We start from the raw sequence: 14809 nt of genomic DNA on the forward strand, positions 1-14809 counted from the left end.
ATTTCTTCGCTGGCTTTAGCCAGCTCATTTATTACCTGGACGGACGCATCAACATCCTGAGCCTGCGCCTCGATGTCTTTGATGGTTGCAGACAATACACTGACACTGGTGCGCGTATCAGCATCTGCGGCCGACGCTGCTTCTGACGCGCGTTCTATATTTTCACACACCGCCGCGGCGTTTTGCTGAAGCTGAGTAATGGCACTGTCGATGGCCTTCGATTCGTTCGACAAGGCCGATACGCTGTTACTGGAACGCTGTGCCGTGTCGTTAAGTTGTTGAGACTGGCTCAGCATTGCATCTGTAGCGGATGAGACGGATTGCAATGTGTGCTGCAATTGTTCAAGTAGCTTATTGAACCCCCGTGACATCTGGCCAAATTCATCACTTCTGGCAGCATTAAAACGAAACGTGAGGTTACCCTCACCAGATGCAAGATCGTTAACGACGGTGATGAATTCATCCAAAGGCTTGCCAACGATATGGTTAATCAGCACAAATATAGTGGCTAACACAGCGGCACTGGCGAGGATTATCTTAATCAGGACAGTGAATACCGCTGCGCTGACCATGCCGGATTTCTCACTCTCCGAAGCAACCAGAACCAGGTCATAGCCCCATTTTTCAAAGGGGACAACTACAGAAGACCATGCATCCTTGTCTTGCAGCGCTCGCTCAACGTCGGCATCGTTAATATGGCTGGAGTGCATGCGAATATTACCTTTGCCGTCGCGCAAAGCTACAAAGCCTTCTTCCAGCAGGCGGCTTTGGCTAATGGCTTGTTCGAGGACCTTCAGATCAGCAGAATAACCCACATACCAGATGCCGATGACTTGTCCTGCGGCGTTTTTCATTGGTTCATAGCCGGTCAGATAAGGGCTGCCGAGGATATCGACGGCACCATAGTAGGCTGTGCCCTTAACGATGTTTGCCATCGCTTTGCCTTGTGGTGCTAACTTAGTGCCTATTGCGCGCTGTCCGTCTTTGATAACGTTGGTGCTAACCCGTATGTAATCTTCACCCGTTTTACTGAAAAGTGTTGCAGTACCGCCCATGACGGCGGTCAGGTTGTCAACCAGCGTAAAGTCATTGGCCTGGGGCTGATTACCAAGGTATAACTGTCTGGCTGAGGTCGTTTTTACCATCACATTGTCGCCCTGTGATGGCATGCCAATGTCAAGGCCGCGTTGCTTCAACAAGGTCATACTGCTCTTAACCCGTTCCTGTATAAGGCTATCAGTAACAGTAAGAATGTTGAGTAAACGATCGGCAACCTGCTGTTTCTGTTTTGCAACCTGTTCGTCGACAGATGACGCTGTGGTAAACACCGTAATGCCCGCAATGACAAGAGCAAATACGGCAATCACGATGGAAATAGCAGCTAAAAACTTACGCTGAATAGACATAGGGGCTCCCACTAAAACTTCCTGAGGCAACGCATCCCTGTGCCAATGGTTAGATTGTTATTCAGCAATAAATGTAGTTTATCTTGCGTAAAAGGGGAATTGGAATCAGGGAAAAACGATAAAACCAGAACAAGTATTAAAATCAGCAGTATGTACAACGCTTATACAAACGTAATTAAAGTGATGGGGTAGTTGATTTTGGTCAACAAATTGGTAATAATTAAAGGGCTGAAAAATAAACTCATTAGAGTACCCTAAGTATGAAAGTAAAGGGCGTTACGCCCTTTTTTCGTATCTATTGCCGTAAGTGAGATAGTGAATATAAATCCCGCGTTTTATCTGTCTTACGCTTAATTTCCTCAAGTGCCTTCGCCTCGCTGGCATCGAATAACGCATTGATTAATCTGTTGAAATGGTCATGCATGGCGCGGCGTGCAGCACATGCATCGCGGTTAGATATGGCATTGTAAATTTTGGTGTGTTCCTGAAGGCGCTGTTCGCAGCTTTGCGAGCAAACATCACTGTAAGCATCTATTATCCGTGGTGACGTCCGTCGAATGTGCCAAAGGTTCTCCACGCAATTTACGACAGCCGTGTTTCTGGTGGCCTCAGCAATAATGGCATGGAATCGTTGATCAGCCTGATCGGCATTGTCTGCCGTTTTCATATCAGACAGAGTTTGCTGAATAGCCTGCAGTTCAGCATCAGTGATTGAGTGTGCAGCGAGCGCGGCCGCTTCACCTTCTACCAGGGCTCTGGCTTGAGTCAATTCAAAAGCACTAATGATTCTTTCCGCTAAAGCAGTGGTATGTTGAGCCGTTACATAGACGCCTGAACCGGTCTTAACTTCTACCCGCTCGCGAACTTCTAACGCAATAATGGCTTCGCGAATAGTAGGTCTACTGACGTCGTACATCTCTGCCAATTCTCGCTCCGGGGGAAGCCGACTACCGGCAGAGTAGACCCCACTGTCGATTAATGCTTCGACATTATTCACTATATTCCAAAATAAACGCCGTGTTTTCATCGCGATTTCTCTTTTAGTCACATTTGTTGGTCATACCATTTTGTAATCTGCTATAAAAATGTCATACAATTACGGTGTGTCACGATATATATGGGTCATGTTAAGTGTTACAAAACCACTATGTACTCATAAATGGGTGTGTATTCGTTAGTAACGTATTGGTTTTGATTAAAATGGTTGACCAATAGTATTTTATTGGTTTGAATTTGTTTTATCAACTGATTAACGAGTGTTTAACAATTTAGTCTGTGCTTTGCATGAGATAAATAATTCAGGCTACAATCGCACAGAGCACTTCTTATAATAAGTACAGAGTTTTAGGGGATCGGTACCATGAAAAAGCGTCGTCGCTTTTGGACAGTTGTAGAAAAACTAGAAGATTTGATTGACCAAGGTGTCTATCCGCCCGGCAGCCGGCTTCCCCCGGAGCGAGAATTGGCAGAGATGTACGACGTCAGTAGACCTACTATTCGCGAAGCCATTATTGCGTTAGAAGTTCGCGAGCGGGTAGAAGTTAAGACCAGTTCAGGGGTATATGTCACGCAATCTACACGGGAAGAAAAACAGTCCAAACCGATTAGCGCTTTTGAATTGACTCAAGCCAGAGCCCTGGTAGAAGGTGAAGCGGCCGCGCTTGCTGCTGCTACGATTCAGCCAGATGAACTCGAGGCGCTAAAGCAGACTCTCATCGATATGAAAAACCCAAAGTTGGCTGAAGAGGCTGATTTACATTTTCATGAGATCATTGCCAAAGCGACGCGTAACAATGCCATTGAAATGTCGATTAATAACTTGTGGGATATTCGCAGAACCGACCCGGAAATCATTGCTGCTTACCAGGATGTTTGTTCGCAGAGTATAAACGACAGGTTACAGGAACACACCGCTATCTATGAAGCGATAGCAAAAAAGGATTCATCGACAGCCAGAAAAGCCATGCATAGTCACTTCAACCGTTTGATTAATGCGTTGTTTGCTGCCAGTGAGGCACGTGCGCTGGAAGAGATTAAACGCAAAACTGATGAAACCAGAGGCTTGTATTCTATTTCTCATCTCACGCAGTAATCCGTGAGTTGATTCAACGTTGAAAAGCCAGCATTTGTTGCTGGCTTTTTTGTTTGCACATTCTGGATGGCAAAAAAAGTAAGTCCGAAGACTTACTTTTTTACGTTAACTCAATTGGAAGGGAGTTAAAAACGGTAGCTGGCGCCTACTGTAAGACGTCGGTCAGTTAACCCTTGGAAGCACAACAGCGCGCCCTCGTTAACACAAGACTGGGTGACGTCAGACTTGGTCAGGTTAATGGCCTCAACACCCACATTGAGCTTTTCATTTACATCGTAGTTTACACTGGCGTTCAACTGGCCACGGTCATGGGTGACAACCGGGAAGCCCAGCGTACTGTTGCGTGTTGCCCCGCCGGCGGTATCGTCTGTACGGAACGCTTCACGCCAGGTATATCTTACCCGCGCAGAAAGTCCGAACTTCTCATAGAAAACAGTAACGTTGTAAGCGTTCTCTGAGAAATCGAGTAATCCCTGGACTGCCTCGACAGTCACAAACTGACTATCGTCGTATATACCATTAATCGCATTGAAAATGTCGGTACCACGAGTCGCTGACGAATCGGTTGCGTCACCGCCATCAAAATCCTGAATGGTATAATTGGCCAGAATACCAAATCCTGACGCCCAACCGAGCTCGCTTTCAAATTCAGACAGATCGTACTGTACAGCAAATTCCAAACCTTGCTGAGTAGTGCTGCCTGAATCATTGATAGTGGTCTCAATGGGGACACACAAACCATTACCGTCTACGTCTGATAGTACATTACGGTCTGGCAGTGGGTTGAAAATACCGCCGCCCTCACAGGGGGCTGTGATATCCCGGTAGCCATTTTCATCCACTTCTACATCTTCTAACTGAGTAACAAACAGGTTGGTCCGTTTTTTGTGGAAGTAACCCATGCTAACAACGGCCGCAGGTGCAAAGTACCATTCCGCGGCGATATCAAAGGAGACAACCTCTTCAGGTTCTAAGTCTGGGTTACCGATTTGAACAGCATTGTTCGGGCCGGTACCGAACTCTACCGAGGTAGAGAGTGCGTCAAAGTTCGGGCGGCGAATATCTTTGCCCCAGCCTAAACGTACCAATACGTCATCAGCAGGATTTGCCACAATGTTCAGTCTTGGTAAAAAGAAACTGTAGTCACCGCTGGTCGTGACTTGTGTTACCACGTCACTACCTTCTGCAACAGTGTTGCCCAAAGAGTCGATATCGGTTTGCACATATCGCGCACCGAAGTTACCACGGAAAATACCGTATTCGAAATTTGCCTGAGCATACAGAGCATGTGTTTTTTCTTCGATGTCAAAGAAAGCCGTAGTACTGGAAGATGGATCTGACAGGGTGCGGGCTCCGGGTTGAGAGGCAAGTGCATCCTGTAAGCTGCTCAGTACGCGCTCCGGATCATTGAACGACAGATTGGGATCAATAAGCAGAAAGTTTCGAAACGCCAGCTCTCTTCCATCAGCGGAACCGAAATTACTCGGGCCAGGCACAAGTAAGTCTGCAAACAGAGAACCATTAGGACTGTCAGACATGCGGCTTAAACCAATACTTGAACCAACGTCATCGAAAGTACTTGCTGATTTGTTGAATCGGTAACCAAAGTCTACTGACATCAGATAGTCATTATCGAAGAAATACGTAAAGTCTGCGCGAAATGCATCTTCTGAATTTTCAGTGGTATCACGTCCTACAGTAACTGCATCCAAAACAACGTTATTGGGGTTTAGCAGATCATCTACGGTAGGTGCGTATGGTGAGTCGAAGTTTATCCCAAATGTAAGAGCACCGCCGGTAAGGTCATAAATAAAAGGAACGCTGTTATCGTTACTGGTGCCGTCTAATGGCGCATTCGGGTTAATGAAATTAAGCGTAGTGCTTAAATTCGGATTTACCGTGTCAGACGTTGAGCTTGATAATTCGACACTTGCGAATAAGTGATCGCCTTGCCATTCACCACCAATACGGAAAATCTCGCTTTTGGTGACACGGGCACCGGTATCGCTGGAAAAACGTAAATTTGGATCGTCATCATCGACATCCAGGTTAGGCTCGATGACGCCACGAACGGCGACTGGAATGCTGCCGAGGACAACGCCATCAAGTGTACCAAAGTTTACGGTTTCGAATTCACTGGGCACATTGTAGTCCAATACACTGCTAACACCCGAGCCCTGAACCCTTGAGCTATCCTGACGACGTTCCTGATCATTGATGACTGCATCGAAGAAAAATTTGGTGTTGTCATTGGGAGCCCATTCAAATGATGCAGCCAGATTTTTGGTTTCATATTCGTAGTTTTCAAGTTCCTGGTTCAGGAATTGAATACCAACAAAATCAAAGCTTTGAGCTGCAGGGCGTGCAGATGGATCCTGTTCATTGCCGCCGCGAACTACCGTTGCATTAACATTTTCTACCAGGCCACCATCGCGGTCGACACGAGGACGAAATGACGTTGCTTCCTGTTCGGTATAGCTACCACTTAACACGAAACCAAATTTACCTGAGCTGGTTTCCCAGTTCTTACCAAATGCACCCGATATCCGTGGTTGCATACCGTCAGTGGTTAGACTGCTATCCTCACCCTGAACGCGAATATTGCCAAGCGTTTCAGTGAGCTCCAGAGGTCGAATTGTTCTCAGGTTCACTGTGCCACCCACGGAACCTTCAATGGTTTTTGCCTCTGGTGATTTGGTCACTTCTACCGCGGAAATAATAGATGCGTTAACGTCTTCAAAATCAATACCGCCACGACCTGAGCCAGAGCCCACTGTCGATACCCCATTGATTTCGGTGCGGTTCGCATTAGTACCACGGATTTGAACACCTGTACCAATCCCCGCAGTACGAGTAATCTGAATACCCGTGACGTTTTCTAATACTTCAGCCAGGTTCTGATCAGGTAATTTTCCGATATCCACTGCTTGAATAACTTCAATCAGGTTATCTGATGAGCGCTTTTCTGCTAGCGCATTAGTAAGTGATTGTCGAATTCCCGAGACCTGAATGACTTCGACCAGATCTGCATCTGGTGAAGATTCGGTTGCCGATTCCTGAGCGAGCGCAGCCGATGAGACCTGCAGTGCAGTGGCTGAGAGTACCGCCAGGGAAATTTTAGATAGTTTGTGCCCCATAGTGTTTTCCTGTGTCTTTCAGTTTCATAGCGTATTACCAATTTGCTTTGCATGGCCAGTAAAAGTTTCACAAAGCGTTTACGTTATATTTACAGGTAAATGTCAATAGGTCAACCTTTTGGTAATATAATTTGGCTTAATTTGTTTTTGTTTGTTTATTACCAATATAGTTTGTGGTGATAGTGGTGATGTTGTTTCTCTTACGTGTAGGTCAAAATGGTTATAGATATCAGTTGCTTAGTATTTTGTCCGTAATTGTTGATTTGAGTTTTTACGTGACGATGTGCAGCGCGTTCATGCCGCCACTAGTTAGCTGGTTGTTTCTTTTTTCTATTGTTTACTGTGAATCTGATTGAAATATTGGTTGACCAATAATTGTCATTTGGTTAATTTGTTGTGAATGTTAAGCGATAAGGAATGACCATGTCTGGCATTATTAAATTTGCAGCAAACCGAGTCTGGCGCACATACCAGGGAGGTAAGTTGTTGGACGAAATGCAGAAAAAGGCATGTCCAGCAGACAGCAGTTTTCCTGAAGATTGGATCGGCTCGATGGTTCAGGCGACAAATGCGGGCAGAGAAGCCCTATCGGAAGGTCTGAGTATGATTACAAGTGAAAGCGGCGAGTTAACGCCGTTTAAATCACTGGTTTTGAGTGAACCTGATTTTTATCTTGGCCAGGATTGTGAAGTAGAGGATGTGCCACTGGTTAAGTATCTGGACAGTGCGACTCGTTTGCATTTTCAGGTTCACCCCAGCCGAGAATTTGCTAAGCAGCGATTAGGCTCTTCTCGCGGTAAAACAGAAGCTTATGTCATATTAGCCATAAGAGATGACATACAACAACCTTATATTTACGCGGGGTTCCAACGCCCTCCTTCCCGCAAACAGTTAAAGAGCTGGATTGAACAACAGAATATCGACGAGATAGAAGGTTGCTTTGACAAAATCCCGGTAAAACCCGGGGACGTCTTTCTTATTCCAGGGGGAAGGCCCCATGCTTTAGGAGAAGGGATTTTGATGCTGGAAATAATGGAGCCGTCAGATCTAGCCGTGCGATTTGAGTTCGAGCGATGCGGATACGTTATTCCGGAAGCCGCACGTTTTATGAATCGCGATATTGAAACCGCGCTTGACGTGTTTGACTTTTCACCTGTAACAGGCGAAAGCATTGATTCGACATTTCGTTGTTCGCCTGAATTAATACTAGATGAAAACGGCGGAAATAGGCTGGAAAGTCTAATAGATTCCCATCACACGCCATGTTTTCGTGTAAGGCGCGCGACAACAAAAGGCATCTTCTCTCGCCGTGAGACTTCTTGCTTTTACGGTATTGTCGCAGAAGGCTGCGGGATGATTAAAACGGAAAACCAGTCATTAATGCTGAATCAATGGGATCGTTTTTTTTGCCCGGCCGGCGTAGAGGCATTTAGCTACCACAGTGATCAAAACATGACGGTACTGGAATGTTATCCAGGCGGACTGTAGACGTTATTAACAGCATCACCCGGAGACCTTATGGCCAGCCGTCCTTTTAGTTCAAGCAAACGCGCCCGACAACTACTTTCCATGGTACTGCCGGGAATATTTCTTCTAGGCTTTAATATTGGCACTGGCAGCGTTACGACTATGGCCAAAGCCGGTGCCGACTATGGTATGTCATTGCTGTGGGCATTGTTATTATCGTGCTGTTGTACTTTCTTTATGATTAACCTGTACGGCCGTTTTACCCTCGTCACCGGCCAAACGGCATTACAGGCATTTAAACAACATATTCATCCCTGGGTCAGTCTATTTTTTATTTTTGCTTTAGGGGTAGGTGTATGCGGGAGTGTTATGGGGGTAATGGGCATTGTGGCCGATATTTGTTACCGCTGGTCTCTGGTGTGGACCGATAAAGGCATTCACCCTGTTTGGTTTGCTCTGTTTTTTATCACTCTCGTGTATGTCATTTTCTGGCGCGGTAATACCCGTTTTTTTGAGCGATTTCTGGCGATAGTAGTGGCCATCATGTCGGCATGTTTTCTATTGAATGCTTTTTTGCTCTTGCCTACACCTGAGTCAATAGTGTCAGGGCTTATTCCAAGATTGCCCTCAATATCTGCATACAGTGCTGAATCGCCGTTTCTAGTCACTGCGTCGCTGATTGGCACGACAGTATTTTCTGGCCTATTTATTATACGCACCACTTTGGTTAAGGAGGCAGGCTGGACACTTGCTCATTACGCTAACCAGCGCAATGACGCTGCGTTCTCAGTAGTACTCATGTTTGTTATCAGCGCATCTATTATGGCGGCGTCAGCTGGCACTCTGCACATAGCAGGCACACCTTTGATAAATGTAGCACAAATGATCGAGTTATTAGAGCCGTTAGCGGGGCAGTTTGCCGTGTCGCTATTTGCTACAGGCCTGGTTGCTGCCGGTGTATCGTCACAATTCCCGAATATCCTTATGTTGCCTTGGCTCATTTGCGATTACTCAGGTATACCTCGCGATATGACGTTGATGAAATTCAGGTTGTTGGTTTTTGGCGTGTCACTTTTGGGCTTAGTCGTCCCCATCTTTAATGCCAGACCCGTCCTTGTCATGATCGTATATCAGGCGCTAAACGCCGTGATCCTGCCGTTAACCGTTGTTTGCATATTGTATCTGTCTAATTGTAAATCACTCATGGGACAGTATCGCCTGAATACTCTGCAGAATCTTATTCTTATCGCCATATTACTTTTTTCAATATTTACGGCATACCTGGGCTTGTCTGGGGTCTGGCAAATGCTAATGCCAACCTGATTCAATTTAGTAGAAAAACTGAGGGTTATTGTTATGTGTGCAGCTACCTATTTTGCGCGAGGGGTACGTTGGTTTTGTTTCTGTGCGGTGGGCGTCTTGCTTGGCTGCGGAGGAGGAGGTGGGAGCACTGTGTTGCCAACATCACCGCCGTTAGTCGCGGAGGAGGAGCCCAAACAATCTGACTGCGATAATGAGCTATATGCTTTTGTCAGTGCTTCTGACGATGAGTCCAGCACCAGTGTATACGACGCAAGCAAAGCCATCGACGGTGATTTCTCGTCAGTTTCCCGCTGGCAAAGTTCTGCAACAAACAATGAAATTACGCTAGATATGGGCCGTGAAGTACAAATAAGTGCGCTTACGGTTAAATGGTTTCGGGGCAGTGAGCTACGTGTTTATTTCGATGTAGAGGTATCGGGCAACGCACAAGAATGGACGCCCGTTATCACAGGGGGAGAGTCCAGTGGCAAACATAGTGGCTTTGAATTGCACTCCTTTGATACCGTCAATGCTAGGTATATTAAAGTACGGCTCAATGGCAGTTCTACCATGGCGGAGTCTGGCATAGTAGAAATCCGCGCTCACCGTTGTGCTGAGGCGACAGGGGAGTTTGCTGATATTTTCCCAAATGAAGTAGGCATTGATTTATTAGACTGGTATTTGAGCATTCCCACTGATGAAGATGGTAATGGCAGATCAGATACGATCTCAGAATCTGAGCTGGCGAATGGTTATACCCATTCTGAATTTTTTTATGCGTCTGAGGATAATGGGATAGTGATGCGCTCGCCTAGCTATGGATATAAAACCTCAACCAATACGAATTATGTGCGGGTTGAATTAAGAGAAATGCTGCGCCGTGGCGATCCTGATATTCGAACGCAGGGAGTGAATAAAAATAATTGGGTATTTGGTAGTGCATCGGCACAACAACAGCAAGACGCAGGGGGCGTTGACGGAGATTTACACGTAAAAATGGCGGTCAATAAGGTCACGACAACGGGTGAAAATTACCAGATAGGCCGGCTGGTTATAGGGCAAATTCATGCCAATGACGACGAGCCTATACGGCTGTATTACCGAAAACTGCCGGAAAATGAGCGAGGCGCAATCTATTTCGCCCACGAGAGCAGGCAGACAGATACGAATGGAGACAATATTGAGACCTATGTCGAGATGCTTGGCACACGAAGCAACAGCGCAGCAGATCCTACTGACGGGATAGCACTCAATGAGGTATTTACTTATCGTATCAGCGTAGAAATGAATCTGCTCACGGTGACTTTGTCACGCGAGGGTAAAGCAGACGTCGTGGCCAACTATGACATGAGTAACAGCCTTTATGATGCAGATGGGCAATACATGTATTTTAAAGTTGGTGTTTATCACCTGAACAATTCCAGCCTCCCGTCTGAGTATGCGCAGGCGACCTTCTATGAAATTCGAAATGCCCACAAAGGCTACGCAGCCAGTGAATGAAGCGATAACGAACAGTTGGGTAGTTGTAGGACTATGAGGTAGTCAGTTTGCAGCACTATACCATCTGCAGGAAACTGCAGATGGTATAAGAGAATCAGTGAATATTGGCCAGGTAATAAAACGTTGCCTGTACGAAATCGCGGGGCTCACCGCTATTGTTCTGGTTGTAAACACCCGCTTTAAAATACATATACTGGTTATTTTTATGATAACCGCTTTCGCTCATGTCTATAGAACGGCTGATATTGGGTTTATTTTGCCGAATTAGCGTGACGTGAAGAATGCTGTTTTCTACCGTAATTTTGTAGCTAAACTTTTCATTAAGTTCGATGCCTTCTTCCGGGTCACTCAACGTGTGAGAGCGTGAACCCACCAGGTTAACCCAGATATCGTCACCGCCATTTATTTCGTGGGCAAAATACACTGAGCCTTTTTTATTGTTGGGGAGTTTTCGGTAATAGAGACGAATGGGTTCATCATCGGTTGCATGTATTTGACCAATGATTACCCTGCCTACCTTTTTTTCGTCACCGCTAACTGAGACTCGATTAACTGCCAATGTTGCTTCCAGGCTCCCTTCTATGGCACCCGCCTCGCGTTTTGCTGAGCCATGTGCGCCACTGAACACCCAGTTGTTTCCTGTAATACCTTGGGTTTTCATGCCGGTATTTCCGCGTCTCAGCATTTCCCGTAATTCGGTGCGAGCATATTTGGTATTGCTGGATGTTTTTGCACCTTCATTGGGGCAGGCGAACACCATCCCGCCATCAGCAGCAGTGTAAAACAAGGGTTTAAGTTCAAAACCGTCAGATAGAGGTTGTTCATATATCATATCGGCTTTGTTGTCCTGATTGAGGTCAGTGGGTAATGTCAGACTCCAGTCCAGAAGATCAAAGTTACCACTGGGAGGAAGGGTTGGGTCTAGCTTATGGGTGCTCCCCAATAGGACTCCCTCTTCGAGTTGCTGGTGTGAAAGTGGTAATGAGATAGTCTGAGCGCGACTGTTATTTGCAGCCATCATGAGAAGTGCAAACAACAAAAACGGGCCGATGATTTTTATTATTGTTGATTTCATTGTATATACCTCAGACGTCCTTAATTCGTTGAATGAGTGATTGATTCATCAAAAGCCCGATCGTGTAGATACTGGTTTAGGACAGCAACTTGCGAAGCTGAACCCATCGCTACAGGTACTCGCTGATGCAGTGAGTCGGGGTGGATTGACAGGATACGCTGACCAGACGCGGTCGCTATTCCGCCTGCGCCTTCTACCAACATGGCTAACGGGTTAGCTTCGTAAAGTAGCCGAATTTTGCCGTTTTCGTTCCCAACACGGCTGTCCTCGGGGTACACAAACATACCTCCGCGGCTTAATACTCTATGGATATCTCCTACCATGGCGGCATTCCATCGCAGGGTACTATTGGCGAAATTCGGATGAGACAGCAGTTGATTGAAGTATCCCCTGACCGGGTCAGCCCAATAACGATAATTCGCCATATTGACGGCAAACTCTTTGCTGTCGGTAGGGATTTGCATTTCGGAACGCGTTAACAGGTAGCCCCCATGTGTTAAATCGAGGGTATAACATCGGGTTGGCCCCCCGGTTGACATGACTAACAAGGAGGATGGGCCATAAAGGACATAGCCCGCACATACCTGCTGATGGCCAGGCTGAGCAAATTGACGCTCACAGTTGAAAGGGACATCCGGTCGAACCGGGTATATCGTGAATATGGTGCCAATCTGCCCATTAACATCAATGTTTGAAGAGCCGTCTAGCGGATCAAAGGCAACAATATATTTACCGTGCTGGTGGCCTGGAACGACGTCGGGTTCTTCTTCTGATGCAATTGCCGCAACATTGTCGTCGTCTAACAGCATATCTTTCAATAGCTGGTTTGCTACTACATCGAGTTTTTTCTGAATTTCCCCCTGTATATTTTCATCAAGCGTTGACCCAAGAATGCCTGCCAATTCGCCCTGGCTGACTCGAAACGCAATTTCCTTACTGGCGGCCAGAATCGTTCTGATTAGCAGGATAAGGTCAGTATCGACCTTATCCTGTTTGAGTATGGGAATTAAACGCTTCATTGCTGATACCGGTTTACGCAGTTTAAATCGGTGAAACACTGGATCAGGCGAGAGACCATATGACGCTCAGCATGTCGCAGCCAAACACGAGGGTCATAGTATTTTTTATTGGGCTTGTCGTCGCCTTCGGGGTTGCCGATCTGTGTCGCTAAATAGGCATGTTTTTGCTGGTAATAGGTGTGCACACCCTGCCAGCTCGCCCACTGTGTATCGGTATCAATGTTCATCTTTACGACACCATATCCTAGTGATTCGGCGATTTTTTCTGGCTCTGAACCACTGCCACCGTGAAACACGAAATTCAGGCTGTTCTCGGGGAGCCCGAATGTATCTGAAACATAAGCCTGAGAGTCTCTGAGTATGGTAGGCGTAAGCACGACATTCCCTGGTTTGTAAACGCCGTGCACGTTGCCAAATGAAGCCGCGATAATAAAGTTTGGACTAATTTTACTCAGGCGATCATAAGCGTATGCGACATCTTCTGGCCGGGTGTAAAGAGCAGCATTATCAAGGTGGGTATTATCTACGCCATCCTCTTCTCCGCCCGTGCAGCCAAGCTCAATTTCCAACGTCATGCCCATCTTGGCCATTCTGGTAAGATACTGCTCACAAAGGGCAATGTTTTCTTCCAAAGGTTCTTCAGACAAATCGATCATGTGTGAGCTGAATAAAGGGCTTCCTGTTGCAGCAAAATGCGCTTCTCCAGCGTCTAATAGCCCATCAATCCAGGGAAGCAGCGACTTAGCTGCATGATCAGTATGTAACATGACTGGCACGCCGTAATGTTCAGCAACAGTATGCACATAACGGGCAGCGGCAACCGCGCCCAGTACCGCGGACTCCTGGCCGGGTAAGGTCAGCCCTTTACCAGCAAAAAACTGCGCACCACCATTAGATAGTTGAATGATAACCGGTGATTGTACGGATTTTGCAGCTTCGAGTGTTGCGTTGACAGATTGTGTACCGACAACATTGACAGCGGGCAGGGCATACTGGTGAGTCCGTGCATGCTTATAAATAGTGCTAACGCTTTCTCCTACTGCTACGCCGGGTGAAACTGAATGTGATAAGAAGGTCATAGCATGCTCCTACGCTTCCAGTGCATCGACACAGGCAGCCGTAATCGCCTCCCAGTTTTCACTGGTTACCCATTCTTTTTTGGCCACCCAGGTACCGCCAACAGCAAAGACATTGTTCAATGAAAGATAGTCCATCTTGTTTTGTGGATTGACTCCACCAGTTGGGCAGAACCGGGCTGTTTGAAATACAGAAGATACGGCTGATAGAAATGGCGCACCACCAGAAAGGGAGGCTGGGAATAGTTTTTGCTCTTCAAAGCCAAACTCAAGAGCCATTAGTATGTCGCCCGTATTCGACACGCCGGGTAAAACCGGTACCTTGCAACGTGTGAGTTCACTCAATAGCGAGGGCGAGACAGCGGGAGTAACAATAAAATCAGAACCGGCATTGATTGCCTCTTGTAAAATATCGACGTTGGTAACGGTACCCGCACCAACGCGTAAACTTGGAACAGCTGCTTTTATTGCCTTCAGCGCTTCAAGTGAGGCGTCAGTTCGAAGCACAACTTCAACCAGTCCTAGTCCTGCATCAGCCATTGCCTGAGCAATACTAACGCCTTGTTGTGGGGTCTCAGCCTGGATAATAGGTAGTAGGGTTTGCCCGGACATTAATTCGGAAAAGCGGTTCATGATGTTCTCTCTCTCAAGTAATTGTAGGAGCCCGGGGGCTGCCTGTATAACGAAATGAAAGCGGCGCGAAGGCTTCGTTTATTGGCGCCGCGTTTGAAAATA

At 46.6% G+C, this 14809-nt stretch carries 11 protein-coding genes; 4 read left to right on the plus strand and 7 right to left on the minus strand.

Going from position 1 to position 14809, the window contains the following annotated elements:
* Positions 1-1406, minus strand: a 1406-nt coding sequence (locus AC4MRN_RS03235; protein ID WP_491202506.1) for a Cache 3/Cache 2 fusion domain-containing protein, incomplete at its 3' end; no start/stop codon positions are given.
* 295 nt (positions 1407-1701) lie between these two features.
* Positions 1702-2433: a FadR/GntR family transcriptional regulator gene (locus AC4MRN_RS03240; RefSeq protein WP_491202507.1), complete on the minus strand. Its 732-nt coding sequence runs from the start codon at positions 2431-2433 to the stop codon at positions 1702-1704.
* Positions 2434-2766: 333 nt separating this feature from the next.
* Here AC4MRN_RS03240 and AC4MRN_RS03245 point away from each other — a divergent pair, with 333 nt between their 5' ends.
* Positions 2767-3498: a FadR/GntR family transcriptional regulator gene (locus tag AC4MRN_RS03245; RefSeq protein ID WP_073323256.1), complete on the plus strand. Its 732-nt coding sequence runs from the start codon at positions 2767-2769 to the stop codon at positions 3496-3498.
* 125 nt (positions 3499-3623) lie between these two features.
* Here AC4MRN_RS03245 and AC4MRN_RS03250 read toward each other — a convergent pair whose 3' ends face one another.
* Positions 3624-6635, minus strand: coding sequence for a TonB-dependent receptor (locus AC4MRN_RS03250; RefSeq protein WP_491202508.1), 3012 nt, complete (start codon positions 6633-6635; stop codon positions 3624-3626).
* Positions 6636-7058: 423 nt separating this feature from the next.
* On the opposite strand from AC4MRN_RS03250, the gene AC4MRN_RS03255 reads away from it, so the two are divergent.
* The 3 genes from AC4MRN_RS03255 (at position 7059) to AC4MRN_RS03265 (ending at position 10904) form a co-directional block, all read left to right on the plus strand.
* Entirely contained in the window at positions 7059-8123 is a 1065-nt protein-coding gene (locus AC4MRN_RS03255; RefSeq protein WP_370240118.1) for a class I mannose-6-phosphate isomerase, read from the plus strand.
* 30 nt (positions 8124-8153) lie between these two features.
* Positions 8154-9425, plus strand: a complete 1272-nt coding sequence (locus AC4MRN_RS03260; RefSeq protein WP_491202509.1) for an Nramp family divalent metal transporter — start codon at positions 8154-8156, stop codon at positions 9423-9425.
* Between the two features lie 129 nt (positions 9426-9554).
* Complete coding sequence (locus tag AC4MRN_RS03265) at positions 9555-10904, plus strand: polysaccharide lyase family 7 protein (RefSeq protein WP_491202510.1); 1350 nt, start codon at positions 9555-9557, stop codon at positions 10902-10904.
* Between the two features lie 94 nt (positions 10905-10998).
* Here AC4MRN_RS03265 and AC4MRN_RS03270 read toward each other — a convergent pair whose 3' ends face one another.
* The 4 genes from AC4MRN_RS03270 to eda are packed head-to-tail and all read right to left on the minus strand — an operon-like array spanning position 10999 to position 14707.
* On the minus strand, positions 10999-11979 hold the full coding sequence (locus tag AC4MRN_RS03270; protein WP_139241576.1) for a polysaccharide lyase family 7 protein: 981 nt from the start codon (positions 11977-11979) through the stop codon (positions 10999-11001).
* A 20-nt stretch (positions 11980-11999) separates the two neighbouring features.
* Positions 12000-12998: a class 1 fructose-bisphosphatase gene (locus AC4MRN_RS03275; protein ID WP_491202511.1), complete on the minus strand. Its 999-nt coding sequence runs from the start codon at positions 12996-12998 to the stop codon at positions 12000-12002.
* Entirely contained in the window at positions 12995-14077 is a 1083-nt protein-coding gene (gene fbaA, locus AC4MRN_RS03280) for a class II fructose-bisphosphate aldolase (RefSeq protein WP_487964774.1), read from the minus strand. Before fbaA ends, AC4MRN_RS03275 begins: the two co-directional genes overlap by 4 nt.
* A gap of 9 nt (positions 14078-14086) precedes the next feature.
* Positions 14087-14707, minus strand: coding sequence for a bifunctional 4-hydroxy-2-oxoglutarate aldolase/2-dehydro-3-deoxy-phosphogluconate aldolase (gene eda / locus AC4MRN_RS03285; RefSeq protein WP_073323241.1), 621 nt, complete (start codon positions 14705-14707; stop codon positions 14087-14089).
* Between the last annotated feature and the right edge of the window lie 102 nt (positions 14708-14809).

The sequence above is a fragment of the Marisediminitalea sp. genome, from assembly GCF_984433645.1.

What these genes read in the sequence shown, in the direction of transcription:
- AC4MRN_RS03240 (WP_491202507.1), bottom strand. Translation starts at nt 2,433, where the DNA reads ATGAAAACACGGCGTTTATTTTGGAATATAGTGAATAATGTCGAAGCA.
- AC4MRN_RS03245 (WP_073323256.1), top strand. Translation starts at nt 2,767, where the DNA reads ATGAAAAAGCGTCGTCGCTTTTGGACAGTTGTAGAAAAACTAGAAGAT.
- AC4MRN_RS03250 (WP_491202508.1), bottom strand. Translation starts at nt 6,635, where the DNA reads ATGGGGCACAAACTATCTAAAATTTCCCTGGCGGTACTCTCAGCCACT.
- AC4MRN_RS03255 (WP_370240118.1), top strand. Translation starts at nt 7,059, where the DNA reads ATGTCTGGCATTATTAAATTTGCAGCAAACCGAGTCTGGCGCACATAC.
- AC4MRN_RS03260 (WP_491202509.1), top strand. Translation starts at nt 8,154, where the DNA reads ATGGCCAGCCGTCCTTTTAGTTCAAGCAAACGCGCCCGACAACTACTT.
- AC4MRN_RS03270 (WP_139241576.1), bottom strand. Translation starts at nt 11,979, where the DNA reads ATGAAATCAACAATAATAAAAATCATCGGCCCGTTTTTGTTGTTTGCA.
- AC4MRN_RS03275 (WP_491202511.1), bottom strand. Translation starts at nt 12,998, where the DNA reads ATGAAGCGTTTAATTCCCATACTCAAACAGGATAAGGTCGATACTGAC.
- fbaA (WP_487964774.1), bottom strand. Translation starts at nt 14,077, where the DNA reads ATGACCTTCTTATCACATTCAGTTTCACCCGGCGTAGCAGTAGGAGAA.
- eda (WP_073323241.1), bottom strand. Translation starts at nt 14,707, where the DNA reads ATGAACCGCTTTTCCGAATTAATGTCCGGGCAAACCCTACTACCTATT.